The organism is Limnoglobus sp. (assembly GCF_059499385.1).
Map to the genome: position 1 here is coordinate 18,347 of NZ_JCABYM010000050.1, position 24,136 is coordinate 42,482.

The following is a 24,136-nucleotide window of genomic DNA, read 5'->3' on the forward strand; positions in this document are numbered from 1 at the left end:
CCGCCGGCCGCGACCTTTCCCTTGTAGTTCCCCCGCCGGCGAACAAGAATAGTCCCGCCCCGCCCGGAGACTCCCATGACCGCGGCCCACCAGCACCCCACCGACGACGCCCTCGCGAAGTACGGCCTCGGCACGCTCGACGACGCGGCCAGCACCGTCATCGACCGCCACCTGACGGTCTGCGACGACTGCCGCCGGCGGGTCGCGGAGGTCAGCGGGGACGGGTTCCTCGACCGGTTGCAAAGCGCCGTCGGGCCGGGCGGGTCGCGGGCGTTCGACGACCAGGGGCCGACCGGCACAGCCGTCCAAGGCGACACCGACGGCCCGCCGGTCGTCCCCGGCGCGGCCGCGGACATCCTCGCGCGGCTCCGGTCGCTGCCGCAGTACGAGAACGTCCGACCGCTCGGGCAGGGCGGCATGGGGGCCGTGTTCCTCGCCCGCAACGTCAGCTTCAAGCGGGACGAGGTGCTGAAGGTCGTCATCCCGGCCCGGATCGGCTCGGCCGACGCGATGGCCCGGTTCCAACAGGAGATCGAGGCGATCGGGCAGCTGAACCACCCGAACGTGGTCACGCCCTACGCCACGCACCGGGTCGGCGACCTGCTCGTGCTGAGCATGGAGTTCGCCGGCGACAGCCTCGACGGCCACTTGGCGAAGACCGGCCCGCTGCCGATTCAGGACGCCTGCCGGTTCGTCGCGCAGGCGGCCGACGGGTTGCAGCACGCCTTCGAGCGGGGGGTCGTCCACCGCGACATCAAGCCGAGCAACTTGCTACTGACGACCGTGGGCGGGAAGCCGGTCGTGAAGATCGTGGACTTCGGCCTGGCGAAGGCGCGGGACGAGTCGCGGGGGGGAGACGAGAGCCGGCCGCTGACGGGCGAGAACGTCGTCATGGGGACGCTCGCGTACATGTCGCCGGAGCAGGCCCGCGACAGCAAGTCGGCGGACATCCGCACGGACATCTACGCCCTCGGCTGCACGCTGTACGCGCTCCTCACCGGCCGGCCGCCGTTCGTCGCGGACTCGCCGACGGGCTTCCTGATGGCGCACGCCCAGGACGCCCCGCCGCGGCTAGACGCGCAGCGGCCGGACGTGCCGCCGAAGCTCGCCGACATCGCGCTGAAGATGATCGCGAAGGCCCCGGCCGACCGCCATCAGACGCCGGCCGAGGTCGCGCTGGCACTGGAACCGTTCGCCACCGGCGGCACGACCGTGGACTGGGTTCCGCCCCCCGAGCCGACCCGCGGCGGGTGGAAGAAGCCGGCCGCCGTCGCCGCGGCGGTGCTGGCAGGGCTGGCGGCCGCCGTGATCGCGGCCTCGACGCTGTTCGTGAAGACGAAGGACGGGACCATCGAGCTGACCGACCTCGCCCCGGACGCCGAGGTGTTCGTGGACGACGGGAAGGTGAGCGTGAAGTGGGCCGACGGGAATCAGTCGGCCGAAATCCGCGTCCCGGCCGGCACGCGGAAGCTGGAGGTGAAGCGGAACGGCGTCACCGTCGCCGGCGAGACGGTCGAGATCGCGCACAACGACCGCAAGGTCGTGTCCGCGAAGTTGAAGCCCGTCGAGCCGGCGGTCGCGGCGGCCACCCCGGTCGTTCCCACGGTTGACGACGAGGACGACGACCCGCCGCCCCCGCCGCCGGTCGTTTCGGCCCCGCCGGAGAAGGACTTCGTCCCGCTGTTCAACGGCAAGGACCTGTCCGGGTGGGAGCGGCTCGGCAACCAGGACGGCACGTCGTGGAAGGTCGCCGACGGGATACTCTTCGGCGCGATGAAAACCAAGCCGCCGGCCATGCCGACGACGCTGCGGAAGCTTCGCCCCATGCCCCGGCACTACCACCTGCGGGTGAAGGTCGCCGGCCCGGTCGGGCCGGGGGCGCTCTTGTACCTGTACAGCGAGGGGCCGCGGAACCTGCACGGCCCCGGCGGGCTGTACCGCATCACCCTCGGCAGCACGGACCCGGCCACCGCCTACGTCGGCCGGCTGATCGCCCCCGGCAACCCCCGCGCGAAGCTCGACGTGAAGGCCGAGCGGCGGCAGTGGTACACGCTGGACGTGATCGTCCGCGGCAACCGCATCACCGTGGACGTGGACGGCAAGCGGACGGCCGACCACACCGACCCGGACATGCCGGCCCGCCCCGGCGACCTGAAGGTCCACGTCTCGGCCGGCACGACGGTCCGGTTCCAAACCATCGAGATGAAGGAGCTGCCCGACCCGAACGCCCCGCCGAAGCCGCCCGAGTTCAAGGCCCTGTTCAACGGCAAGGACCTGACCGGGTGGGAGACGTCCGGCATGGGCCAGGGGAGCTGGCGGGTCGAGGACGGCGTCCTCGTCGGCAGCTTCCTCAAGAACGCCGGCGGGACGATCCTGGCGTGGCCGAAGGGCCTGGCCCCGCGGCACTACCACCTGCGGCTCGTCACGAAGAAGTCCGACGGGTGGGCCGGCATCGTCGCCCTGTTCTGCGACATGAAGTACACGGCCAACAACAAGAACCCCGGCGCGTGGCCGTGGGGCGGGCCGGGGCCGGGGCGGTACATCGTGTTCACCGGCTGCACGACCCCGCAGCCGGACCGCGAGGTCGGGCGGCTGGAGTACGCCACGGGGAAAACCCGCGCCGCGGCCCCGCTGCTCGGCGGGCCGCTGCCGGTCGCGAACACCGAGTGGTACACGCTGGACGTGATCGTGTCCGGCCCGCGGGTGACGGTGGACGTGAACGGCAAGCGGACGGCCGACTACACCGACCCGGACCTGCCGGCGGACGGCCGGCCGTTCACCCTCGGCTGCCCCGGCAACGCGACGGTGATGTTCAAGAGCGTCGAGTTCAAGGAGCTGCCCGCCCCGGCCCCGCCGAAGGAACCGGAGTTCAAGTCGCTGTTCAACGGCAAGGACCTGGAGGGGTGGCAGGTCGTCGGCAACCCGAAGGCGAATTGGGCCGTCAAGGACGGGGCCATCGTCGGCGAGTGGCCGAAGGGCGTGGACTCTTCGGGGGGCACGAACATCGTGCCGGTCGGGGTGAAGCCGCGGCACTTCCACCTCCGTTTTGAAGCGACGAAGTCGGAGGTCTGGAACAGCCGTGTCTTCTTGTTCGGGTCGCCGCCGAACCGCCCGCCGTACCGGATCATGCTCGGGTCGCCGCAGAACGCCGTTGGCGACGAGATGGGGCGGCTGAGCGCCCGCGGGTCCGACCTCCCGATGAAGACGCCGGCCGACCGTATCCCACTGCGGGCGTGGAACAGCTACGACGTGGTCGTCCTGGGTAACCGGATCACCGTCGAGGTGAACGGCGTGCGGACGGCCGACCTCACCGACGACCAGATGCCGGCGGACGGCGGGGGGATCGCGTTCCACTGCGCCGGGCACGACCGCATCCGCTACCGGAACATCGAGATCAAGGAGCTGCCCGCCCCGAAGTGACCCGCGGCCCTTCCCCCGTCCGTAAAATGCCCGTGTCCTCGGCGTCGCTCTTCGCGGTCCGCTGACGGCCTTGCGAGCGATGCCATGGCGAAATCCTCCCCCACCGACGACCTCAAACAGCTCCGCAACATCGGCGTCATCGCCCACATCGACGCCGGCAAGACGACGACGACCGAGCACCTGCTCTTCTACGCCGGCGTCAAGCACAAGCTCGGCGGCGTGGACCAGGGCACGACCGAGACGGACTACGACGCCGAGGAACAGGCCCGCGGCATCACCATCTACTCGGCGTGCGTCCCGTTCCCGTGGCGGGGGTTCACCGTCAACCTCATCGACACGCCGGGGCACGTCGATTTCACCGCCGAGGTCGAACGGTCGCTCCGCGTCCTCGACGGGGCCGTGTGCGTGTTCGACGGCCAGAAGGGGGTCGAGGCGCAGTCGGAGACGGTGTGGCGGCAGGCGAACAAGTACGGCGTCCCGCGGGTCGTGTTCGTGAACAAGATGGACGTGGTCGGGGCGGACTTCGCGAAGACGCTCGCCACCATCCGCCAGCGGCTGACGCCCGACCCGGCGAGCCAGGGCCGGCCGGTTCCGGTCGTCATCCCGATCGGGTACGGGTCCGCGAAGGACAGCCCGACGCCGTTCAAGGGCGTCATCGACCTGATCGAGATGAAGGCGATCTACTTCGAGCCGTCCGACTACGGCAAGACGATGAAGGTGGAGGCGATCCCGGAGGACAGCCAACTCGAAGCGGAGGACTACCGCACGAAGCTGTTCGACGTGCTGAGTGAGGCCGACGACAAGGACCTCATAACGAGCGCCTTGCTCGAAGGCCAGGCCCCCGACCCGGCGAAGGTCCGGCAGCTCGTCCGCGAGCAGACGCTCGCCCGCCGCATCTACCCGGTGCTCGCCGGCAGCGGCCGCGAGCACATCGGCGTCCAGCCGCTCCTGGACGCGATCACGTACTACCTGCCGTCGCCGCTCGACCGGCCGCCGGTCGTCGGGGTGAACCCGAAGGGCAAGAAGGAAGAGAAGCGGAAGCCCGACCCGAAGGAGCCGTTCTGCGGCCTCGTGTTCAAGGCCGTCGGCCACCCGAACGGGAACCGGTTCTTCATCCGCGTCTACTCCGGCGTGATGAAGCCGAACATGCGGGCGTACAACGCCGGCAAGGACGTGAAGGAGAACATCGCCAAAATCTTCCACGTCCACGCCAACCCGCTGAAGGACCTGGAGGAAGTCGAGAGCGCCCCGGCCGGGGACATCGTCTGCGTGCTCGGGCTGAAGGACTCCGTGACCGGCGACACGCTCTGCGAAACGGCCAGCCCGATCCTGCTAGAGGCGATCTCCTTCGCGGAAGCCGTCGTGAGTCAATCCATCGAGCCGGAGAGCGGCGGGGACAAGGACAAGCTCGCGTCGTCGCTGGCCCTGTTGCAGCTCGAGGACCCGACGTTCAAGGTGAAGCTCGACAAGGACACGGCCCAAACGGTCATGAGCGGCATGGGGACGCTGCACCTCGAAGTGAAGCGCCACCGGCTGGAGCGCGACTTCCGGCTGAAGGTCCGCGTCGGCAAGCCGCGGGTGAGCTTCCGCGAGCAACTGATCGCCGGGAAGACGGTCGAGGTCGAGGTGGACCGGATGGGGGACAAGCAGGCGTTCGCGAAGCTGCGGGTGTCGTTCACGAACTTCAAGACGGACAAGCCGGTGATCGTGAACAACTCGGTCGGCCCGGAAACGCTGCCGCCGCTGTTCGCGGCCGCCGCGGAGCGGGGGCTGTTCGACGCGCTCCAGACGGGCGAACTCGGCTACCCGATGATGAACGTGCAGGCGACGATCACCGGCGCGGCGGCGGACCCGAACCTGAGCAGCGAGGATGCGTTCCTCAAGGCCGCGTCGCAGGCGTACCGGGAGGCGATCGACGGCAACATCCAGCTGATGGAGCCGATCATGCGGGTGACGGTGACGACGCCGAACGAGTTCCTGGGGAACGTCATCGGCGACCTGACGCAGCGGCGGGGCGTGATCGAGCGGCAGGAGGCGCTCGGCGCGGGCGACACGTTCGAGGTGGAGGCGTTCGTTCCGCTGCGGCTGCTGTTCGACTACGCGGACCGGGTGCGGAGCCTCAGCCAGGGCCGGGCCGCGAGCGGGCTGGAGCCGCACAGCTACGAGCCGGCCCCCGCCGAGGTCCGGCGCGAGATGCTGGGGGAATAACGAGTCGAGTCGGCCGGGGCCGCGGCGAGGTCACCCTCGCCGCGGCCCCTTGCGTTTCAGCCGGCCGCACGCGGTTTGATACAATTCACTCCTTCCCCACCCCTCGGCCCCGTTGATAGCGGACACCCGAACCATGAACGCGAAGAAGGTCTACATCGAAACCGTCGGCTGCCAGATGAACGTCCTCGACAGCGAGCTCGTCGTCGGGGCGCTCCGCAAGCAGGGGTACGACCTCACGGACACGGCCGCCGACGCCGACGTGCTCTTGTTCAACACCTGCTCCGTCCGGGAGCACGCGGAGGAGAAGACGTACTCCGCCCTCGGCCGGGCCGCCCCGCACAAGCGGGCCAACCCCGGCGTCGTCGTCGGCGTCATCGGGTGCATGGCCCAGAAGGACCAGCACGCCGTCCGCGACCGCGCCCCCTACGTGGACCTCGTCGTCGGCACGGGGCAACTCGCCCGCATCCCGGAACTCGTCGAGGAGGTGAAGCGGACGCGGCAGCCGCAGTTCGCGCTCAGCCTCGGCCGGGCGGACGGCGGCCGACATGAAGTGGAAGCGAGCTTCGAGAGCTACGACCCGACCCGCGACCCGTCGATGCGGCCGACCCCGTTCCAGGCGTTCGTCCGCATCCAGATCGGGTGCGACAAGTTCTGCACGTACTGCGTCGTGCCGAGCACCCGCGGCCCGGAGCAGAGCCGCCGGCCGGAGCACATCCTCGCGGAAGTCCGGCAACTCGTCGAGCAGGGGTGCAAGGAGGTGACGCTCCTCGGCCAGACGGTCAACAGCTACACGTTCGACCACGGCGACGGCCGCCGCACGCGGCTCAGCGACCTCATCGCCGCGATGCACGACACGCCCGGCCTCGACCGCGTCCGGTTCGTGACGAACTACCCGAAGGACATGACCGACGACCTGCTCGACGCGGTGCGGGAGCTGCCGAAGGTAGTGAAGTACCTGCACGTCCCGGCCCAGTCCGGGTGCGACGAGATGCTGAAGCGGATGAAGCGGAACTACACGGTCGCGGAGTACCGCGACATGCTGGCCCGCTGCCGCGAGCGCGTCCCCGGCGTGTCGGTGACGAGCGACTTCATCGTCGGGTTCTGCGGCGAGTCGGAGGCGAGTTTCCAAAAGACGATGGACCTGGTGGCCGAGGCGAGGTTCAAGAACTCGTTCATCTTCAAATACAGCGAGCGGCCGGGGACGAAGGCGGCCGAGCGGTTCCCGGACGACGTGCCGGAGGAGGTGAAGAAGCGGCGGAACAACGACCTGCTGGCGGTGCAGAACGCGAACAGCCACGCCGACCACAAGGAGCAAGTCGGCAAGCTGGCCGAGGTGCTGGTGGAAGGCCCGAGCCGCCACGGCGAGCGGGAAACCGGCCCGGTACGGCAGTTGCTCGGCCGGACGATGACGGACCATGGCGTCGTGTTCGACGGCCCGGAGCGGTTGGTCGGGGCGCTCGTGCCGGTGCGGATCGCGAACGCGAGTCCGTTCACGCTCTACGGCGACGTGGTGACGGGCGAGCGGGTCGGCGTGACCGGCGACGCGCCGCCGGCGAAGCCGCGGCGGATCGGGCTAAACACAATTTGATGCCCACGGTAAGATGGGAATGAAGCGAGTCGCCCGTGAAACTGTACCGAGTCATGAAAGTTGACACGGACGGCAAACCCCTGGTGGGGACGCGTGGGTACATGCTCGTCGTTCGCCCGCAAGGGGGTCCAGGGCGACCGGACGTGGACGCGGCAACGGACACGGACTTGGTGAAGCCGGGCGAAGGGTTATCGACCTCGCTCGTACAAGGGAGTCTGAGGATCGGAAACAACGAGGCGATGTTCGCCATCGACACGGATGCTCTCGGCCCGGCGTTGATGCCGAACCCCGACCGTCCGCCGCATTGCTTGATCGAACCGTCGCGGCCCGTGACGTTGGCCCAGTTTCAACAACTGCTGGCCGACACTCGCGACTTGTGGGAGAAGCTCCCGTAGGTTCACGAACATGATTTCACTCGACGCACTCCGTTCGGCCCTCGTCTCGCCCCAACCGTGGAGCGAGTTGGACCGCCTCGTGCGTGTGGAGTTGGCTGAAGGGCGGCTGACGAACCAAATTCGCGACGAGTTGCTCGGAATGGAAGAGGCCGCACGGGGCACGCCGGGATTCAACGACGATTCGGAAGAAGCGTTTCACGACACGATTGACGCGCTGGAAGGGAATTGTGCAGCTAGGTATGCGTACCAGAATCCGCCCGTGTTGCCTACTGAGGGGGAAGTTGCGAATTTACCTTGGTGGGCAAGGGTAGCGTTTGCGGCCAGGTGTGCGAACAGGGTTTTACCTCTCTTGCAGGAATCTTGGCCTGACATTTCAGATGATTATCTAGCTGAAGTCCTTAGTTCCTTGAAGGCCGCGACAAAAGCAGCCGATCAAGCAGTTCGAGACCCAGAAGTTGCAGGTATTTTCCGTCTAGGCGCGGCTGACGCCGCACATCATGTATCGACTAGAGCCTTGAATGAAGGTCGAGAGAGAGCATCCAAAATTGCATTTGTGACGGCATTAGCGATCAACACGGCATACGCCGAAGATACTCCACGGCAAGTCAATCTTGCTTGGGGTGCTTTAGCACATGCGTGGAACTTGCTCCACGAGTCAGGTAAAAAAGTAGTGCGTGAGGAGTTCGACAGATTGAAAAGTCTAGCGGAATGGCAAGCGTGGACCAACGACACACCCGTGTCCCAGGAAGTGTTTGGTCCCCTCTGGCGTGATGGACCGCCGCTTGGTTGGCCTGCTGATCTTATTCCGACACCACCTACGAACTTCTACATCGGTGTGTCTCAACAAGAGTCGCTCGAACAACGACTCGTCGAGGAAACGCTCAACGTATTCAATGCCCTCAACGAGTATCACGTCTCGCGTGGCGGCCAGCCGCTAACCTTGGCCGACTTGCAACCGTTCGTTCCGGCCCTCGTCCCGGCGGGGGTGTAAGATGCCGCACGATTCTGCCGTCGGCCTTCTCCTGCAACTGACACCTGCCGAAGGCGAGCCGGATGCACAGTTGCTCGACGACCTGATCCAATTGGTGAAGCAAGCTGTCGCGACCTTCCCCAAGCACGCAGACCCACCGGACATTCGCCCGGCGACCGACGAGGAACGATCGCCGCTCATCGGCCTTGAGTCGAAGATCAAGCACCACATCGAGCAGGCCAGCGCCGCCAGCCGGGCGATCGTGGAACAGCGGGCGGCGCTCGCGCAGCAGCCGGATGCGGACGTTAAGCTCGCGGAGGAAGCACGGCAGAAGGCGCAACAGGTCATCGCGGCCGTGCAGCGGGCGATGATGCGGGGCGTCCACGTCCGCATCCCTGACGGGACGCCATGACCGTGTTCGCCGCACAACTCGGCCCCGCCGGGGCCGCGGCAGTCGCCCGCCTCTTGCCGCTGACCGCCGACCCGGCGATGGCGGCCAACCACCTCGAACGCCTCCTCGCGCAGCCGGCGACCGCCGACCACCTGCCGGCCCTCCTAGACCCGGACGGCGGCGGCCTCGAAACCCTCCTCCACCTTCTCGCCACGTCGCAACTGTTCGCCGACACGCTCGTGCTGTACCCGGAAGCGCTCGACGTCGTGCTGAAGCCGGCCGGCCGAAACCCGTCCACGCTCGAACTCGTCCACCAGTTGCACGCGATGACCGACGCCGCAGCGGACGACGCGAGCCTGTTACGCGCGTTCCGAAAGTTCCGGCAGTTGCAAGTGCTCCGCATCGGCATCAACGATGTCATCCGCGACCGGCCACTGGAAGAGATCACCCGCGACCTGGCGCGGGTCGCGGATGCCTCGATTCAGGTCGGGTTGCAAACTGCGATGCGAACTGTCTCGCGGAAGTTCGGCACGCCGACGGCGGCGGGCGAACCGGCGCGGCTCGCCGCCCTCGCGTTCGGTAAGCTCGGCGGCGACGAGCTGAATTACTCGTCCGACCTCGACCTCATGTTCGTCTACGACGAGGACGGCGAGACGACGGGCAAGCGGATCAGCGTCGTCCCGAACGCCGACTACTTCGCCCGCGTCGTCACCGAGCTGCTGCGGCTACTGTCGAGCCACACCGACCGCGGGTTCGCGTACCGCATCGACCTCCGGTTGCGGCCCGAGGGTAAGACCGGCCCGCTGGCGCGGACGCTCGCCAGCACGCGGAGCTACTACGACGTGATGGGCCGCACGTGGGAGCGGCAGGCGCTCATCAAGCTGCGGCCGTGCGGCGGCGACCTCGACCTCGGCCGCGAGTTCGTCGCCGCCATCGAGCCGTTCGTCTACCGCAAGTACTTCAGCTTCTCCGAGATCAACGAGGTGAAGGCGCTGAAGCGGCAGATGGAGCACCGCGCCGCCCGGTCCGGCGACGCCGACCGGGACGTGAAGGCCGGCCGCGGCGGCATCCGCGACATCGAGTACACCGTGCAGTTCCTGCAACTGCTCAACGGCGGCGACCTGCCGGCCGTCCGCCAGCGGAACACGCTGCTCGCCCTCGAAAGCCTGGAAATCGCCGGCTGCCTGACCGGGAACGAGACGTACATCCTGGCCGACGCCTACCGGTTCTTACGGAAGACGGAGCACCGGCTGCAACTCCTCTTCGACATGCAGACGCACCGGCTGCCGGAGGGCGAGGCGGAGTTGGCGAAGCTGGCCATCCGGATGGGCTACTCACAAACTCGGAACGCGGACCTCGGAACGCGGACCTCAGACGCGGAACAACGGCTCGACGCCAACCTCGCGCCGCCGGGCACCGAGTACCCGGTACCGAGTACCCAGTACCCGGCCCAGCGGCGGTCGCCGCTCGACGAGGCGACGAGCGGGCCGCTGTTGCAGACGCGGACGCTGCTCATCGAGCCGCTCGACCTGTTCCTGAATGACCTGCACGACAAGACGAGCCGCGACCGCGTCATCCTCGACCACCTGCTGCACCAGACGTTCGCGAACCAGAAGGGCGAGGCCGAACCGGAGTCGGACCTGATCCTCGACCCCGGCCCGGACGACGCGACCGTCCGCGAGGTGTTGGGTCGGTATCCGTTCCGCGACATCCCGGCCGCGTACCAGAACCTGTCGCTACTCGCGCACGAGTCGGTCCGGTTCCTGTCGCACCGCCGGTGCCGGCACTTCCTCGCCAGCATCGCGCCGCAACTGCTAAGGGCCGTCGCCGAGACGCCGGACCCGGACGCGGCGCTGAACAGCCTCGAACAGGTGACCGCCTCGCTCGGCGCGAAGGCCGTGCTGTACGAGTTGTTCAGCTTCAACCCGGCGACGCTGAAGCTGTACGTGGACCTGTGCGCCGGCAGCCCGTTCCTTTCGGGGCTGCTCATCAACAACCCCGGCATGGCAGACGAACTGCTCGACAGCCTCGTGCTGAACCAGCCGCGGACGGCGCGGGAACTGCGGGACGAGCTGAACGAGTTGCTCCGCGGCGCGACCGACCCGGACCCGATCCTGCACAGCTTCCAGGACAAGGAGTTGCTCCGCGTCGGCGTCGCCGACCTGCTCGGCAAGACGCCCATCCGCGAGACGACGGCCGCCCTCAGCGACCTGGCGGACACCGTGCTGACGGCCGTGTGCGACCTCGTCGAGCCGACAGTCCGGGCGAAGCTCGGCGCGGTGACACCGGACTGTCAGTACGCCATCGTCGGCCTCGGCAAGCTCGGCGGCCGGGAGATCAGCTACCACAGCGACCTCGATTTATTGCTGCTTTATTCAGTGGACGGCACGACGATACGGCCGGACGGTGAACCCGGCGGCACGACGACGCACCAGCACTACTTCACGGAGTTGCTTCAAAAGGTGATCCAGTCGCTGAGTCGGGCCGGGCCGATGGGCCGGCTGTACGCCGTGGACATGCGGCTGCGGCCGACCGGCAAGTCCGGCAGCCTCGTGCTGCCGCTCGCCGAGTTCGAGCGGTACTTCGCGGACGCCGGCTGTCAGCTCTGGGAACGCCAAGCGATGACGCGGGCGCGGGTCGTCCGCGGAGGCCCGGAGTTCACGGACCAGCTTACGGCCGCGATCCGCGCGGCGGCGCTCGGCCCGGCGTGGCAGCCGGCGTGGGCGGCGGAGATTCGCGCGATGCGGGCGAAGCTGGAAGCGAAGGCCGGCCCGCGCAACATCAAACGCGGCCGCGGCGGGCTGACGGACGTGGAGTTCCTCGTCCAGTGGCTGCAACTCGAGCACGGCCGCCACCGGCCGGAAATTTTGCAGCCCAACGTATGGGCCGCCCTCGACGCGCTCGCGACGGCGAAGCTGATCTCGACTGACACCGCGTTGACACTGAACGTGGGGTACTCGTTCCTGCGGGCGGTGGAGGCCCGGCTGCGGATCGTGACCGACCGGCCGCTGATCGAGCTGCCGGAGGCGGCCGACGAGTGCGAGAAGCTGGCCCGCCGACTGGGGTTCGAGCCGAAGGGGCCGCAGTCCGCGGGCGGGCGGTTCCGCACGGAGGTGGACCGCGTGATGGCAGCGATTCACACGGTGTTCCAGGGGTTGGGGTGAGGCCCTGACTTCCGAAGTCCGGCTTCGACTTCGGAAGTCGATTCGCGCGGTGGCGGTGTCCGCGGCCACTGTTTTCAGCCCCGCTTCGGGGCTTCCCCCGAATTGGTAGTAGGCCCGCCCTTCAGGGCGGGTCACGCGGGGCCAACCACCCCCGACCCCGGTTCACCGGGGTCCTCGGCGTTCGGCTTCAGCCGCCGAGCCGCCGGCGGTCCCGGCGCTAAAGCGGGAACGTCGAGAAGCCCCGTGAACGGGGCTTTGGATCCTCGCCACCGCACACCCGCCCTGAAGGGCGGGCCTATTACCCCTTCGGGGAAAGCCCCGAAGAGGGGGCTGAAAACCATGACCCGCCCTTCCGTAGCCCTTGCGCCCGGCTTCGACTTCCGAAGTCGAAGCCGGACTTCGGAAGTCGGCCCCTTCCCGCTATAATCCCCGCATTGCTTCCCCGCCGGTCCGCACGCCATGCCGCCGATCACCCGCGAGATGCTCCGCGACTACATCCACGAGGCGCTGCCGGACGACGAGCTGCCGCTCGTCGAGAAGGCCCTCCGCGAGCAGCCGGCCGTCCGCGATCTCTTTACCCAGGTCCGCCAGGACCTCGACCGCGGCGAGCACTCCGTCGGCGCGATCTGGCGGCGGGAACGGCTGTCGTGCCCGACCCGCCAACAGCTCGGCGGCTACCTGCTCGACGCCCTCGACCCGGACGTGCAGGACTACATCACGTTCCACCTGAAGACGATCGGCTGCCCGCACTGCACGGCCAATCTCGACGACCTGAAGAAGAAGCAGGCCGAGGCCGAGGAGCCGGTCAAGCGGCGGCGGCAACGCATCCTCAAATCGACGGCCGGCGTCCTCCGCAAGGCGACCGGGACGTGACGATGCAAGCCGTCGGCGTGTTCTGCGGCTCGTCCCGCGGCACGAACCCCCTGTATTCGCACGCGGCCCGCGACCTCGGGGCGGAACTCGCCCGGCGGGACCTCGCGCTCGTCTACGGCGGCGGCCGGGTCGGGCTGATGGGCGACGTGGCCACGGCCGCCGTCGCCGCCGGTGGAAGAGTTGTCGGCGTGATTCCCGTCATGCTCTCGGCGAAGGAGATCGCGTTCTCGGAGGCGACGGAGCTGATCGTCGTGGACACGATGCACGTCCGCAAGGCGCTGATGGCCGACCGGGCGGACGCGTTCGTCGCGCTGCCCGGCGGGTTCGGGACGTGCGACGAGTTGTTCGAGATCCTGACGTGGGCGCAACTCGGCATCCACCGCAAGCCGGTCGGCCTGTTGAACGTCGGCGGGTTCTTCACCCCGCTGCTCGCGTGGCTCGACCACGTCGTCGAGGAGGGGCTGCTGAAGCCGAAGCACCGCGAGTTGCTGATCGTGCGGGAAGGCATCGGCGAATTACTGGACGCGCTCGCGGCGTGGACGCCGCCGCCGCCGACGGAGAAGTGGGTCGCGCCGGACGGGCGGTAGCACCCGCGGGGCCGTGCCCGGCGGCCCGGTTCGCCGGGGTGGAACCCGGTGCCGGCGCGTATCTCACAGCAACTCCTTCACGCACTCGCGGTCGTCGAGGACGTGCATCGGCCGGTCGTTGTGATCCGGGAACGCCTTCGCCGGGTCGATGCCGAGGTGGCGGTACAGCGTCGCCAGCACGTTCGCCGGCGTGTACGGCCGGCCCTTCGACTGGCCGGCGTGCGCGTCCGTCTCGCCGATCACCTGGCCGACCTTGAACCCGCCGCCGGCAATGACCGCGGCCCCGGCGTCCGGCCAATGGTCGCGGCCGGCGATCCGCGACACCCGCGGGGCACGGCCGAACTCGCCCCACACCACGACGGCCACGTCCTTGTCCAGCCCGCGGTCGTGCAGGTCCGTGACCAGCGCGTGCAGCCCCTGGTCCAGTTGCGGCAGCTGCTCCCGCATGTCGCGGAAGTTGTGCTCGTGCGTGTCCCAGTCGCCGAGTTTCAGCGTCACCACCGACACGCCGGCCTCGACGACCCGCCGCGCCCGCAGCAGGTTCTCGCAATACTTCCCGTACCGCTCGAACGCCGCCGGCCCTTCCTTCTGGAGGTCGAAGGCGTCGCGGACCTTCGGCGAGACGATCATCTCCATCGCGCGTTGCGTGTAGGCGTCGATGCCGGACGTGTTGCCGTTGTACTCGACCTGCTGGTTCAGCGTGTCGAACTTCTTGAGCAGGCCGCGGCGGTCGGCGATCTGGTCGAGCGAGACGCCCTTCGCCGGGCTGAGGTTGGCGAGGCCCTCCCGCTTCGGGACGAACGGCCGGTGGGCGTTGCCGAGGTACGTCGGGCCTTCCGTGTCGTACAGCTTCGGCGGCTCGTACATGAGGCTGACGTAGGGCGGCATCCCGTCGGCGCGCGGTTGCAGCCGGCTGACGACGGAGCCGAAGACGGGCCGCTTGCCGCGGTCCGGGAACCCGGTGAGGATGTAGTGCGGCGTGTGGTCGCCGATGTCCGCGGACTTGATCCCGCGAACGATCGCGAGCTTGTCCATGATCTTCGTCTGCCGCGGCATCAGGTCGCAAATCTGAATGCCGGGGACGTTGGTAGCGGTCTGCCGGAACTCGCCGCGGATTTCCGGCGGGGCGTCCGGCTTCATGTCGTAGCTGTCGATGTGGCTCGGCCCGCCGCGGAGCCAGACGAGGATGACGGCCTTCGGCCGGGCAGGGGTCGCGGCCCGGAGCAGCTGCGGGAGCGTGAGGCCGCCGAGGGCGAGCGTGCCGACGCGGAGGATGTCGCGCCGCGAAGGGCGGCGGGGGTCGCGGGAGCCGAAGAAGGTGAGCACGGTCGGCCTCCGGGAAGGGAGGGGCGGGGAAGCTCCAGTGTAACGCGACGGCGGGCGGCGAGGAAACAGGAATGAGAGGATCGTCTAGCCGCGACACCCGACGTGGTGCGGAGGGACCGGGGACAAAGCGGGAGAAAACCCAGACTTCCGAAGTCCGGCTTCGACTTCGGAAGTCGATCCCGCGCCGCGGCGTTCGCGCGGTGGGCAGACGCCCCTCGTTCCCCTCGACTTCCGAAGTCGAAGCCGGACTTCGGAAGTCTGGCCGCCGCGCTCCCCACCGCCACGTGGGGTCGCGGCTACTTCGCCTCCCGCGGCGGCGGGGCGAGGTCGTGGATGGCGGCGAGCTTCGCCCGCCAAGCCGTCACGTCGGCGTCCTTCTTCAGCGCCGTGAAGCCGTCGATGGCGCGGGCCGCCGCCGCCCGCAAGGTCGCGTCCCGCAGGTGGCGGGGGAGCGTCGCCTCCCGCCCCGACAGTTCCTCGAACGCGGCCGTCAGCTCCGCCTCCGCGTCGGCCGGCCGCTTCAGCGCCACCAGCGTCGCCCCCAGCCGGGACCGCGCGTCCGGCCCCTCCCACGAGGCCGGCCGCAGTTGCGCGTACCCGGCCACGGCCTTCCGCCACAGCGGCTCCGCGTCCTTCGGCCGGGCCGCCGCGTCGTACAGCTTCGCCAGCCCGACGACGCTCTCCAGCGTCTCCTCGTGGGCCGCGCCGTGCAGCGCCTCGCGGTCCCGGACCGCCCGCCGGAACAGCTCCTCGGCGTCCGCGTGCTTCCCCCGGTCGCGGTACGCCGCGGCCAGCCCGTGGACGGTCAGGAGCGTGTGCGGGTGCGCCGGGCCGAGCACCTTCTCCCGCTTCTCCAGTACCCACTGGAACCGGGCCTCCGCCTCCTCGTGCTTGCCGAGGGCGGCGTAGGCGGCGGCGACGTTGTTGGCGCTCGACAGCAGCGACGGGTGGTCTGGCGGCAGCGACCGCTCCTTGCCCCGCAGCGCCCGCACGAGCAGCGGCTCGGCCCGGTCCGGCCGGCCCATCAGCAAGTACAGGTAGCCGAGGTTGTTCGCCAGCTTCAGCGTGTCCGCGTGGTCCGCCCCGGCCGTCTTCTCCCGGCCGTCCAGCGCCCGGCGGTAGAGCGGCTCGGCCAGCTCGTACCGGCCCTGCGTGTCGTACATGCTGGCCAGGGAGCTGGCGGTCCGGAGCGTGTCCGGGTGGTCCGGCCCCATCCGCTTCTCGCGGCCGGCCAGCGCCCGGCGGTAGTACGCCTCGGACTCCGCCTCGCCCCCGCGGACGGCCCGGTAGTGGAACCCGAGGTTGTGCAGGACGGACAGCGCGACCGGGTGGTCGGCCGCCCCGTGCCGCTCGAACAGGGCCAGCGCCCGGTCGTAGTTCTGCCGGGCCTCGGACACCGCGCCGAGTTCCATGTACGCCTGGCCGATGGTGTTCCGGATGGCCGCCTCGACGAGCGGCTGGCCGGTCAACAGGACCTCGATGTCGTTCGCCGCCCGGTCGAGCGACTCCTTGAGCGTGATCTTCGGGTCCGGCAGCTTGTCCCGGCCGAGGACGCCGTCGGCGCTGGCCGGGGCGAGCAGGTCCTGGAGGAAGAACAGGACGGCCGTGGCCGTCCGCTCCTGGCGGATGGCTTCCTCCTTCGCGGCCTTCTCGGCCAGTTCGCGGGCGCGGGCCGTCGCCGCGGACGCCGTCGCGTCGGCCTCCGCGGCCTTCGCCTTCAGTTCCGCGGCCTTCGATTCCTCCTGCGCCAGCCGGGCCGTCTCGGCGGACGACTTCGCGTCCGCCTCCGCCGCCCGCGCCTTCTGCTCGGCGTCCTTCGCCTCGGCCTCGGACTTCTTCGCCACCGCGGCCAGCCGCACGGCCTCGGCCTCGGACTTCTTCGCGACCTCCTCCGCCTCCCGCGCCTTCGCGGCGGAGGTCTTGGCCTCCGCCGCGGCGTGCCGGGCCTTCTCCTCCCCGGCGCGGGCGGCGGCCTCGGCGTCCTTCGTCAGGACCAGCTGGTGGGCCGTCTCCCGCTCGGCGTTCGTCGCGCGGATCGCTTGCAACACGGCCGCGCACCCGCCGACGGCGAGGGCGGCGAACACGACGACGGACGCCCGCGACAGGACCCGGCGGCGGGCGGCGGCGGCGACCTGCTCCATCTCGGCCTTGCGGGCACGCTCCTCGGCCGCCGTCCGCAACTCGGCGATGGCCCGCGCCACCTCCCCGGCGTCCGCCGGCCGGTCGGCCTTGGTGACGGCCAGGCACCGCTTCGCCAGCGCGACCACGTCCGGCTCGGCCTTGCACGCGTCGAGCCGGGCGTAGGCGTCCTCGACCTTCCCCTGGGCGGCGAGCAGCCGGGTCGATTCCGCGTCCCCGCCGCTGAACGGCGGCCGGCCGGTGAGCATGGCGCACAGGATGCCGCCGAGGCCGAACACGTCGGACCGCTCGTCGATCTTGTCCGTCGCGCCGACGGCCTGCTCCGGGGCCATGTACGCCGGCGTCCCCATGAACTCGCCCTGCTGCGTCTGCGAGTCCGACGACCGGACGTTCAGGATGCGGTGCTCGGCCGTCACCGGCACGTCGATGACCGGCTTCGACCCGCTCGGCGCGTGCAGCACCTTCGCCAGCCCCCAGTCCATGATCTGGACCTCGCCGAACGCCCCGACCATGACGTTCTGCGGCTTCAGGTCGCGGTGGATGACGCCGCGGCTGTGGGCGTAGGCCACCGCCTGGGCGATCGCCTCGAACACGGACAGCGGGTTGACGCCGCCCTTCTTGAGCATCACGTCGAGCGTCAGCCCGCGGATGAGCTTCATGGCGAGGTACGGCCGGCCGCGGCCGAGCATCCCGACCTGGTGGACGGCCGGGATGCCGGGGTGCTGGAGCTGGGCCGTGATCCGGGCCTCTTCCAGGAACCGGTGGGCGGCCAGGCTCTCGGCCGGGAAGTCGTCCAGCAACACCTTGACGGCGATCTCCCGGTCCAGGGCGAGGTCGCGGGCGCGGTAGACGACGCCCATGCCGCCGCGGCCGATCTCGCCGAGGTTCTCGTACCCGGCCGGGAACGGCGGGGCGAGGGACAGGGTGGCGGTGTGCTTCTGCTGGTCGGCCGTGGCCGTCATCGTCCGGTCGGCGTCCGGCGGGGGTGTCTGGTGCATCAGTGCCGTTCCAGAGGGCGAGACACGGTGGGCGGTGGGGAAGAATGAAGTCTAGCACACGACGGGGCGACGGAAAGGAGGTCGTCCGAACCGACTTCCGATCAAATTAGTCGCGCGGTCGGGCGGAATCAAGGTTCCGAACCGGGGCCGCGGGTGCGGGCCGGGCCGCCGCCGTCACCTCGAACGTCCGGTGAAACCCCGGCCCCGCGGCCGGGCAAATTCTTGACTCGTTCCGCGAACCCCCGTAAACCAGCGACACTCTGATCTCCCGCCCGCCGACCCCGGCTGGACACGCGCTGTAACCCTCGCGGAAGCTCACGCATGACGCCGTCCGACCCCACCGCCGCCGACGCCACCCTGGTCGCCGACCCGCCCGTCCCGCCGCCGACGGACCCGCCGCCCGTCGAACCGCCGGCCGCCGAGGTTCCGCCGGAGCCGGTCGCCGAGGCCCCGCCCGAGCCGGCCCCGGCCGCGCCGGCGGCCGAGGCGGTGCCGCCGCAGCCCGTGCCGGAGGTCCCGCCCGCGCCGCAGCCGCCGGACCTGTCGCGGCTCGCGCAGGACCTGCAAATCCGCCGGATGCACGTCGAGGCCGTCGTGCAACTGCTCGACGAGGGGAACACCGTCCCGTTCATCACCCGCTACCGGAAGGAGCGCACCGGCGGGCTGGACGAAGTTGCGATCCGGAAGATTCAGGCCCGCGTCGCCGGCCTGCGGTCCCTCCGCGACCGCAAACAGACCATCCTCCGGACGATCGCCAACCAGGGGAAGCTGAACGACGACCTGCTCGCCGCCATCCTCGAAGCGGACCACCCGAAGCGGCTCGAAGACCTGTACCTGCCGTACAAGCCGAAGAAGCGGTCGCTCGCCACCGAGGCCCGCGAGAAGGGCCTCGAACCGCTCGCCCAGGCGATCTGGAACAAGGAAGAGGTCGTCGCGAACCTCGCCGAAATCCTGCCCGGCATGGTGAACCCGGACCTGAAGCTGAACACGGTCGATGACATCCTCATCGGCGTGCAGCACATCCTGGCGGAAGTGATCTCCGAGTTCCCGGACGTGCGGGGGCCGCTGCGGGCGTTCACCTGGGACACGGCCGTCCTCGTCTCGACCCGCGCCGAGGGGCTGCCGGAGGAGAAGGGCAAGGAGTTCCGCGAGTACTTCAGCTTCAAGGAGCCGGTGCGGATGATCCCGCCGCACCGGGTACTCGCCGTCAACCGCGGCGAGAAGGAACAAATCCTGAAGGTGAAGTTCGACGTGGACGCGGAGCGGGCCAAGCACATCGCCGCGGACCAGCTTCCGCTCGCCGACCACCCGCACCGGGACGTGCTGATCGCCGCGATGGTGGACGCCGTGGACCGGCTCGTGCTGCCGAGCCTCGAGCGCGAAATCCGCCGCGACCTGACCGAGCGGGCGCAGGACCACGCCGTCGATGTGTTCGCGCGGAACTTGCGCGGCCTGTTGCTGCAACCGCCGCTCCGCGGGAAGCGCGTCCTCGCCGTCGATCCCGGCCTGCGGACCGGCTGCAAGATCGCCGCGCTGGACGAGACCGGGGCGCTGCTCGAAGACTCGGTCATTTACCCGCACCAGCCGCAGAAGAAGGTCGAGGAGGCGAAGCGGAAGCTCGAGCAGTTCGTCCGCAAGCACTCGCTCACCGTCATCGCCATCGGCAACGGGACGGCCTGCCGCGAGACGGAACAGGTGGTTTCCGACCTCCTCGCCGAGTTGGAGAACCGCCGGCTGAACCCGCAGCCGACGGTGACGCATTCCGAATCCGTGACCGTCGAGCCGACGGCCGTGATCGCCCCGACGATCGACGTGCCCGCGCCGGTGGCGGAAGCCGTGATGGTCGCGCCGCCGGCCATCACCGCCGAGAGCGTCAGCTCGATGCCCCTCGGCGAGGCGACGACCGTTTCCACGCCGACCGAGGCGACGGCCGAGTCGGTGACGACGACGGAAGCGACGGCCACGGCCGTGACCGCCGCCCCGCCCGCGCCCCCGCCGCCGCCGGCCGAGGTCATCGTCCTCGACGGCCTGCCGGACGCGCCGGCCGACCTCGCCTACGTCATCGTCAACGAGGCCGGAGCCAGCGACTACTCGGCGTCGCCGGTCGCGAAGGAAGAGTTCCCGAACAAGGACGCCACGACCCGTGGCACGGTGTCGATCGGGCGGCGGCTCCAGGACCCGCTCGCGGAGTTGGTGAAGATCGACCCGCAGCACGTCGGCGTCGGCCTGTACCAGCACGACCTGCGGCCGAAGTACCTCAAGGAGTCGCTGGAAGCCGTCATCGAGTCGTGCGTCAACCACATCGGCGTGGACGTGAACACGGCCAGCGTGCCGCTGCTCCGCCACGTCTCCGGGCTGAACCAACTCGCCGCCCGCGAACTCGTCGAGTACCGCAAGGCGCACGGCCCGTTCAAGGCCCGCGAGCAGTTGAAGGCCGTGCCGCAGATGGGCGAGGTCCGGTTCACCCAGGCGGCCGGATTCTTGAAGATCGCCGACGGCGACGAGCCGCTCGACATGACGTGGGTTCACCCCGAAAGCTACGACCTGACCCGCAAGGTCCTCGCCGAGTTCGGCCTGACGCCCGCCGACCTCAAGGACAAGGCGAAGCTCGACGAGCTGCGCGGCAAGCTGAACGCCGCCGACCCGGACGAGGTCGCGAAGAAGCTGGACGTGATGGTGCCGACGCTCATCGACATCTTCCACGCCATCGCCCGGCCCGGCCGCGACCCGCGGGACGAGCTGCCGCCGCCGGTGTTCAAGAAGGGCATCCTCAAACTCGAGGACGTGAAGCCCGGCATGGAGTTGACCGGCACGGTGCTGAACGTCGTGCCGTTCGGGGCGTTCGTGGACATCGGGGTGAAGGAGAGCGGCCTCGTCCACATCAGCCAGATGGCGAACAAGTACATCAAGTCCCCCTACGACGTGGTGTCCGTCGGCGACGTGGTGACGGTCTGGGTGATGGAGGTGAAGCCGGGGGACAAGAAGATTTCCCTCTCCATGATCCCGCCGGGCCAGGAGCGGCAAATGGGCCGGCCGCCGGAGCCGCCGCCGCGTCAACAGCCGCCCCCGCGGCCGCAACAGCCACGGCCGGCGCACCAGGGGCCGCCCCGCGGGACGCGGCCCGGCGCGCCGGGCGGCCCGAACAGCCGGCGGTTCGACCGCCCGCGGCCACCGCAAGGCGAGGGGTCGGCCCCGCCGCAGCCGGCCGTCCCGCCGCCCCCGCCGAAGCCGGCGAAGCCGCGGCCGGTGGTGAAGCTGACCGACGAGAAGAAGAGCGGCAAGGCGGCGCTGAACACGTTCGGCGAGCTGGCCGTGTTCTTCAAGGGCCGCACCGAGCCGGAGAAGAAGGAAGACGAGAAGAAGGACGCGCCGCCGGAGACGCCGCCGGCACAAAGTTAATCGCGCCGCGGGTCATGGTTTTCACCCCGTAGGGGTGGCACATGTTAGCCCAGGGCAACGCCCTGGGTGGGGCATTCCCGGAGGAAAGCCCTGAAAGGGCGTGACAGTGCGGCTGTCACGCCCTTTCAGGGCTGGTTGCATTTGGCCGGCCGTCTACCCAGGGCGTTGCCCTGGGCTGACATGTCCCAGCCTTTCAGGCTGAAAACCGGCGGTACGCGTATCGCGGCCGCTTGCTCCAACCCGCGTCTCACTTCCTGACCTGCGACGCGACCAGCGCCACCAGCCCGACGGCGAGCGCGATCAGCACGACCAGCCGCACGATCTTCCACGCACTCCACGGCCGCTTGCCGACCACCTTCCCGCTGCGGCCGTTCACCAGAATCTGGAACGTCCGGTCGTGGTAGCGGTACACCGCCACCCACAGCGGCAGCAGCAGGTGCTTGAACGTGATCGCCGAGTGCTTCGTCTTCTGCTCGTGGACCCGCTGGTGGTCGCCGCCGATGTCCTGCCGCACCAGCCGGTCGATCGTCGGCTCGATCAGCGACTTCGCGACCTGGAACCCTTCCTTCAGCCCGATCGCGTACCGCTCCGTGCGGAACCCGCTCAGGTACTCCGGCAGGAACCCGTCGAGCTTCCCCACGTCCCAGGGCTCGACGGCGTCGATCAGGTCCTGCGGCAGGCTGTGCGACGCGCACACCAGCACGTCGTCGAAGAAGTGCTGCACCTCGCCGGACACGCTCGTCCACTCGATCCGCGTGACCGGGACGGTCTCCGTCCGCCGGTTGCCGTTCGCGTCGGTCACGGTGCGGGTCACGTAGTCGGTGTAGTTGTCGCCCCGCTCGCCGTCGTAGAACGTGTACGTCATCGTGTCGTAGGTCCAGTACGGCACGTACACGCCGGACAGCTGGCCGAGCGTCGCCACCTTCGTCAGTTGCGACGGCGCGAACCAGAGGCCCGCGAGCCATTTCGTGAACGCCGCCCGCGCGTCCCGCAGGTCCACGCGGAACGGCAGGATGCACTCCGGGGCGATCATCCCGACCACCGCCACCGGCTTGTTCTCCAGGTGCGTGCCGCAGAACGGGCAGCGGTCGGTGACGACCTTCTCTTCGAGCAGCACCATCGCGCCGCACCCGGTGCAGCGGGTCTGCGTCTCGCGGCCGGGGATCGGCGTCGCGTCCGTCTCCTGCTTGTCGAGGTACTTCAGGTAGTCGCGCTCGAGGACGGCCGCGGACGTGTGCTTGGCGATCTTTTCCTTGTGCCCGCAGTACGGGCACGCCAACCCCCGCACGCGGGGGTCGAAGTCGAGCCGCGCCCCGCACTGCGGGCACGGGAACTTCTTCCCCTCCGGCGGGGCGTTGGTGACGGTCGGGGTTTTCTGGAGCGGGTCGGACATGAGGTATATAGCCGCCGGCTTGCCGGCGGGTTTTGGAGGGACGAAAACCCGCCGGCAAGCCGGCGGCTATATAGGGGCTACTTCGGCAGGGGCGGAGGTAAATGACCCAGCAAGGCTTGAAGTTCCGGCACCGTCTCGGCCGCGACCCAGTTCGCCATGCCGCTCTTCCACACCAGCGTCGCACGCGTGATCTCCCCGGCCGCGATCTTCTGCTGCAGCGCCGCCGCCTCGAACGGCCCGGCCGCCTGGCCGTTGATCGCCGCGTGGTACTTCGCCGCGGCCGGCAGCGGCGGCGGGGCCGCGCCGGGCGCGAACGCCGCCCCCATCTGGTTGCCGATGGCCATGCCCGCGCCGAACCCCGCGCCCAGGCCCGCGGCCCCGCCGGGGTTGTTCGCCGCGTCCCGGATCGCCTCGGCCGTCTGGAACTTCGTGTACTGGTCGAGGTTCCCCAGCACGCCCATCTCGGACCGCTTGTCCAGCGCCTTCTCCACCTCCGGCGGCAGCGAGATGTTCTCCACGTTGAACTGCGTCAGCGTGAACCCCATCTTCGCCAGCTCCGGCGAGATCCGCTGCAGCGCGACTTGGCTCATCTTCTCGTAGTTCCCGGCCATGTCCAGGATCGGGATCTTCGCGGCCGCCATCGCGTCCACGAACTTCGAGACGATGGTGTTGCGGAGCTGGTTGGTGATCTCGAACGCCTCGAACGACGGGTCGGTCGAGACGAGTTCCTTCAGGAACGTGCCGGGGTCGGTCACCTTGAACGCGTAGTTGCCGAACGCCCGCAACCGGACCGGGCCGAACTCCGCGTCCCGGAGCATGACCGGGTTCTGCGTGCCCCACTTCTGGTCCGTCCACTGGCGGGTCGAGATGAAGTACACCTCGCACTTGAACGGCGACTCGAACCCGTACTTCCACCCGAGGATTTTCGACAGGATCGGCATGTTGTTCGTGTCGAGCGTGTACATGCCGGGCAGTTTCACGTCGGCGAGCGTGCCCTCCTTCACGAACGCGGCCGCTTGCCCTTCGCGGACGATGAGCTTGGCCCCGTTCTTGATCTCGTTGTCGTACCGGGGGAACCGGTAGGCGAGGATTTCGTTCTGCGACGGCTCGGTCCATTCGAGGATGTCGATGAACTCGCCGCGGAGTCGGTCGAGCAGGCCCATGAGAGCACCTCCGAACGGGGTATTCGTGACGTGGCAGCGATTATTGTGACCGGAAGCGCGGGCGGGGCAACGGGAAATGGGCGGGCGGGCGCAAAAAAACACCCCGGCTGTTGCCAGGGTGT

At 69.3% G+C, this 24,136-nt stretch carries 14 protein-coding genes; 10 read left to right on the forward strand and 4 right to left on the reverse strand.

Going from position 1 to position 24,136, the window contains the following annotated elements; genetic code table 11:
- Nucleotides 1–75: 75 nt before the first annotated feature.
- From AC5JJ2_RS09650 to AC5JJ2_RS09690, 9 genes are all read left to right on the forward strand, one after another.
- Complete coding sequence (locus AC5JJ2_RS09650; RefSeq protein ID WP_495857771.1) at nt 76–3,420, forward strand: 3-keto-alpha-glucoside-1,2-lyase-like domain-containing protein; 3,345 nt, start codon at nt 76–78, stop codon at nt 3,418–3,420.
- A gap of 84 nt (nt 3,421–3,504) precedes the next feature.
- A complete protein-coding gene (locus AC5JJ2_RS09655) occupies nt 3,505–5,628 on the forward strand; it encodes an elongation factor G (RefSeq protein ID WP_495857772.1) in 2,124 nt (707 codons plus the stop codon).
- Nucleotides 5,629–5,761: 133 nt separating this feature from the next.
- Nucleotides 5,762–7,216 (forward strand): tRNA (N6-isopentenyl adenosine(37)-C2)-methylthiotransferase MiaB, encoded by a 1,455-nt coding sequence (miaB, locus tag AC5JJ2_RS09660; protein ID WP_495857773.1) that lies wholly within the window; start codon nt 5,762–5,764, stop codon nt 7,214–7,216.
- 101 nt (nt 7,217–7,317) lie between these two features.
- Nucleotides 7,318–7,611, forward strand: coding sequence for a hypothetical protein (locus AC5JJ2_RS09665; RefSeq protein ID WP_495857774.1), 294 nt, complete (start codon nt 7,318–7,320; stop codon nt 7,609–7,611).
- A gap of 10 nt (nt 7,612–7,621) precedes the next feature.
- Nucleotides 7,622–8,602, forward strand: coding sequence for a hypothetical protein (locus AC5JJ2_RS09670; protein WP_495857775.1), 981 nt, complete (start codon nt 7,622–7,624; stop codon nt 8,600–8,602).
- A gap of 1 nt (nt 8,603) precedes the next feature.
- On the forward strand, nt 8,604–8,993 hold the full coding sequence (locus tag AC5JJ2_RS09675; protein ID WP_495857776.1) for a hypothetical protein: 390 nt from the start codon (nt 8,604–8,606) through the stop codon (nt 8,991–8,993).
- On the forward strand, nt 8,990–12,136 hold the full coding sequence (gene glnE, locus AC5JJ2_RS09680) for a bifunctional [glutamate--ammonia ligase]-adenylyl-L-tyrosine phosphorylase/[glutamate--ammonia-ligase] adenylyltransferase (protein ID WP_495857777.1): 3,147 nt from the start codon (nt 8,990–8,992) through the stop codon (nt 12,134–12,136). The genes AC5JJ2_RS09675 and glnE overlap by 4 nt, the downstream gene beginning before the upstream one ends.
- A gap of 459 nt (nt 12,137–12,595) precedes the next feature.
- Complete coding sequence (locus AC5JJ2_RS09685; protein ID WP_495857778.1) at nt 12,596–13,009, forward strand: hypothetical protein; 414 nt, start codon at nt 12,596–12,598, stop codon at nt 13,007–13,009.
- Nucleotides 13,006–13,596, forward strand: coding sequence for an LOG family protein (locus tag AC5JJ2_RS09690; protein WP_495857779.1), 591 nt, complete (start codon nt 13,006–13,008; stop codon nt 13,594–13,596). Before AC5JJ2_RS09685 ends, AC5JJ2_RS09690 begins: the two co-directional genes overlap by 4 nt.
- A gap of 63 nt (nt 13,597–13,659) precedes the next feature.
- On the opposite strand, the gene AC5JJ2_RS09695 is transcribed toward AC5JJ2_RS09690, so the two are convergent.
- Together AC5JJ2_RS09695 and AC5JJ2_RS09700 are read right to left on the reverse strand one after the other, a co-directional pair.
- On the reverse strand, nt 13,660–14,922 hold the full coding sequence (locus AC5JJ2_RS09695) for a DUF1501 domain-containing protein (RefSeq protein WP_495857780.1): 1,263 nt from the start codon (nt 14,920–14,922) through the stop codon (nt 13,660–13,662).
- Between the two features lie 296 nt (nt 14,923–15,218).
- The gene (locus AC5JJ2_RS09700; RefSeq protein ID WP_495857781.1) at nt 15,219–18,059 is read right to left on the reverse strand and encodes a serine/threonine-protein kinase; all 2,841 of its coding nucleotides are present in this window, start codon (nt 18,057–18,059) and stop codon (nt 15,219–15,221) included.
- 321 nt (nt 18,060–18,380) lie between these two features.
- On the opposite strand from AC5JJ2_RS09700, the gene AC5JJ2_RS09705 reads away from it, so the two are divergent.
- On the forward strand, nt 18,381–21,458 hold the full coding sequence (locus AC5JJ2_RS09705) for a Tex-like N-terminal domain-containing protein (protein ID WP_495857782.1): 3,078 nt from the start codon (nt 18,381–18,383) through the stop codon (nt 21,456–21,458).
- Nucleotides 21,459–21,705: 247 nt separating this feature from the next.
- Here the strand turns inward: AC5JJ2_RS09705 and AC5JJ2_RS09710 are convergent, their stop codons facing one another.
- Nucleotides 21,706–22,851 carry a TFIIB-type zinc ribbon-containing protein gene (locus tag AC5JJ2_RS09710; protein WP_495857783.1) on the reverse strand — a complete coding sequence of 382 codons (1,146 nt, stop codon included), beginning with the start codon at nt 22,849–22,851 and terminating at the stop codon, nt 21,706–21,708.
- A 77-nt stretch (nt 22,852–22,928) separates the two neighbouring features.
- A complete protein-coding gene (locus tag AC5JJ2_RS09715; protein WP_495857784.1) occupies nt 22,929–24,014 on the reverse strand; it encodes an SPFH domain-containing protein in 1,086 nt (361 codons plus the stop codon).
- Nucleotides 24,015–24,136: the final 122 nt, after the last annotated feature.